We start from the raw sequence: 2945 nt of genomic DNA, 5'->3' as shown, positions 1-2945 counted from the left end.
ACCTTCCATCTACTTGGTATTTCCTTTTAAGTCTGAAAAAACCATGGATTAGATAAGAAATCAGAAAAGCATATAAAAGAAAATAATAAAGAAAGATATAGAAAGTTCTTCTTTAAATAAACTCATACAAACAACTAAACCACCTAAGAAAGTAGCTGTACAGGAACGAAGTCTAGATCGCATAACTTCCCACCTGAGATTATTACTCATATAAACTTGATCCTCTGAAAGTATATCAGAAGCTGGTTTACGAAGAATTGAACAAAAATCTCTTTCTATCAATTCCCAACCGCTATTTCTAAAATCTTGCAATTCATGCTGATACTTTTTAAGAAATCTAGAATCATAGATACAGTAGATAACATCGTCTGGTTGACATTGGTCAAAATAGAACAAACCAAAACGACTAGTTCTATACCTCCAACCTTTCAAGTGCATCTCATGTAAATATTCTTCCTTCTTATCCAAATCAACAATGGTGAAAATCCGAAATTCTACTCTACTATTCATTGTCTTACCCCAAAATTAGAAAACATACCTGGCGTTATTTATTAGATAATTCTTTCCACTTTTGACTCAATCTCCAAAAAATATAAGAAATCTGAATCGCAAAAACTATCAATAAAACACCATCTATTATGAAAATCAAAAATACTTCCCAACTGAAAGAACTACCTCCAGTGACAAACTTTGAGAAAACCGGTAGTAGAGCTAAAAAGAGAAGCAAAATAGGAAGCATCCGCATTGTTAAAATCCGTTTGACCATAGCTAACTTCCCGGCCGCGTCGTTATAAATTTCAAACTCGGCATCCGACTCAATTCCAGAATGAAGCTTCTAAAGTAGGAAACCCCATTAAAGTCTGTAATATGCTCCCAGCCATAGTCTTTAAATAATTGTAAATAGGAGGCTCTATCGGATTTTTTCATGGGATAAAAGTCCAACTGATAAGACACCTGCACCGGTTGGCACTTTTCAAAAGTATACTTAACCGCAACTACTAAGTTAGAGTAAGTTACTTCCTTAAGTTTCCAGCCCATAGTATGCATTTTTCTAAGATATAAAGCCTCTCTATCATAATCCGCAATGGTAGCAATTCTATAAACAACCTTCTTTTCCATCATCTTTCCTCCAGACTGTTTCTATAGAGCCGTTCAATACGTTTCAATTCAATATCTAAGACTTTTCGTCCCAAGTCTGTGATCTGATAGATTTTCCGTTTTTCCTCTTCACGGACAAAGGAAATCAAACCATCCTTTTCCATTTTTGACAAGGTTCCATACATAGTCCCAGGACTAATCGAAACTTGCGAATCTGTCATCTCCTTGACCTTTTGCGTAATACTATAACCATGACCTTCCTTTTGCAGACAGAACAAGATATAAAAGCCCGTTTCCGTCATGGGAAGATAAACTCGACGAATCTTATCCGTTAATTCCATTTTCATTCACCTCCTATTCAGTTCGATATATCGCACTTCGTTATACAAAATATATCACACCTCGATATAAAACACAAGAAAAAAGACCGCCCTCAGACAATCTTTCTGATTTATTAGGCTCTATAATATTTGTAGTGGGTAAATCCCCTATAGATATTATGGAGCCTATTTTTGTGTAAAAAAAGTCCCATATGACCTATAATGAAAAGCGACAAAACAACTCATTAGAAAGAATCATATGGAACAATTACATTTTATCACAAAACTGCTCGACATTAAAGACCCTAATATCCAAATTATGGATGTTGTTAATATAGATACCCACAAGGAAATCATCGCTAAACTGGATTACAATGCCCCATCTTGTCCTGATTGTGGACATCAAATGAAGAAATATGACTTTCAAAAACCGTCTAAGATCCCTTACCTTGAAACGACTGGTATGGCTACTAGAATTCTTCTGAAAAAGCGTCGTTTTAAGTGCTATCAGCGCTCGAAAATGGCGGTCGCTGAGACTCCTCTAGTAAAGAAAAATCATCAAATCCCTCGTATCATCAACCAAAAAATTGCTCAGAAGCTGATTGAAAAAACTTCTATGACCGATATCGCTCATCAACTGGCCATCTCAACTTCAACTGTCATTCGCAAGCTCAATGATTTTCACTTTGAGCATGATTTTTCGCGTCTTCCTGAGATTATGTCCTGGGACGAGTATACCTTTACCAAGGGAAAGATGAGTTTCATTGCGCAAGATTTTGATAAGCTTAATATCATCACTGTTCTTGAGGGTAGAACACAAGCTGTTATCCGGAATCACTTTCTGCGATACGATAGAGCCGTTCGTTACCAGGTGAAGGTCATTACGATGGATATGTTTAGTCCCTACTATGCCTTAGCTAAACAGCTTTTTCCATGTGCTAAAATCGTTCTGGATCGTTTCCATATTATCCAACATCTCAGCCGTGCTATGAGTCGTGTCCGTGTTCAAATCATGAATCAATTCGATAGAAAATCCCATGAATACAAGGCTATCAAGCGTTACTGGAAGCTCATTCAACAGGATAGTCGTAAACTCAGCGATAAACGTTTTTATCGCCCTACTTTTCGCATGCACTTGACGAATAAAGAGATTTTAGACAAGCTTTTGAGCTATTCAGAGGACTTGAAACACCATTACCATCTCTATCAACTCTTACTTTTTCACTTTCAGAACAAGGAGGCAGACAAATTTTTCGGACTCATTGAGGACAATCTTAAGCTGGTTCATCCTCTTTTTCAGACTGTCTTTAAAACATTCCTAAAGGATAAAGAAAAGATTGTCAACGCCCTTCAACTACACTATTCTAACGCCAAATTAGAAACAACCAATAATCTCATCAAACTTATCAAGCGCAATGCCTTTGGATTTCGGAACTTTGAAAACTTCAAAAAACGGATTTTCATCGCTCTGAACATCAAAAAAGAAAGTACGAAATTTGTCCTTTCTCGATCATAGCTTTTCTTCAA

At 36.4% G+C, this 2945-nt stretch carries 4 protein-coding genes and 1 pseudogene; 1 reads left to right on the top strand and 4 read right to left on the bottom strand.

The genetic code is table 11. The features are described 5' to 3' along the window. The 4 genes and pseudogenes from LXO72_RS10095 to LXO72_RS10080 form a co-directional block, all read right to left on the bottom strand. Window positions 1-510 (bottom strand): annotated as a pseudogene (locus tag LXO72_RS10095) (DUF2812 domain-containing protein); the annotation flags it as partial. A gap of 34 nt (window positions 511-544) precedes the next feature. Further along, window positions 545-766 (bottom strand): hypothetical protein, encoded by a 222-nt coding sequence (locus LXO72_RS10090; RefSeq protein ID WP_233332594.1) that lies wholly within the window; start codon window positions 764-766, stop codon window positions 545-547. Window positions 767-768: 2 nt separating this feature from the next. After that, window positions 769-1122: a DUF2812 domain-containing protein gene (locus LXO72_RS10085; RefSeq protein ID WP_233332592.1), complete on the bottom strand. Its 354-nt coding sequence runs from the start codon at window positions 1120-1122 to the stop codon at window positions 769-771. Further along, window positions 1119-1439, bottom strand: a complete 321-nt coding sequence (locus LXO72_RS10080; protein WP_049510185.1) for a PadR family transcriptional regulator — start codon at window positions 1437-1439, stop codon at window positions 1119-1121. The genes LXO72_RS10085 and LXO72_RS10080 overlap by 4 nt, the downstream gene beginning before the upstream one ends. Window positions 1440-1677: 238 nt before the next feature. Between LXO72_RS10080 and LXO72_RS10075 the strand changes: the two genes are divergently transcribed. Beyond that, window positions 1678-2934, top strand: coding sequence for an ISL3 family transposase (locus LXO72_RS10075; protein WP_233332590.1), 1257 nt, complete (start codon window positions 1678-1680; stop codon window positions 2932-2934). Window positions 2935-2945 lie beyond the last annotated feature (11 nt).

It is taken from the genome of Streptococcus sp. XMC (assembly GCF_021341835.1).
Classification (GTDB): domain Bacteria; phylum Bacillota; class Bacilli; order Lactobacillales; family Streptococcaceae; genus Streptococcus.
This window is presented reverse-complemented; position numbering and strand designations above follow the sequence as displayed.

Bases quoted from the DNA above. Each gene is read 5' to 3' on its own strand.
- LXO72_RS10090 (WP_233332594.1), bottom strand. From the start codon at position 766: ATGGTCAAACGGATTTTAACAATGCGGATGCTTCCTATTTTGCTTCTC.
- LXO72_RS10075 (WP_233332590.1), top strand. From the start codon at position 1,678: ATGGAACAATTACATTTTATCACAAAACTGCTCGACATTAAAGACCCT.
- LXO72_RS10085 (WP_233332592.1), bottom strand. From the start codon at position 1,122: ATGATGGAAAAGAAGGTTGTTTATAGAATTGCTACCATTGCGGATTAT.
- LXO72_RS10080 (WP_049510185.1), bottom strand. From the start codon at position 1,439: ATGGAATTAACGGATAAGATTCGTCGAGTTTATCTTCCCATGACGGAA.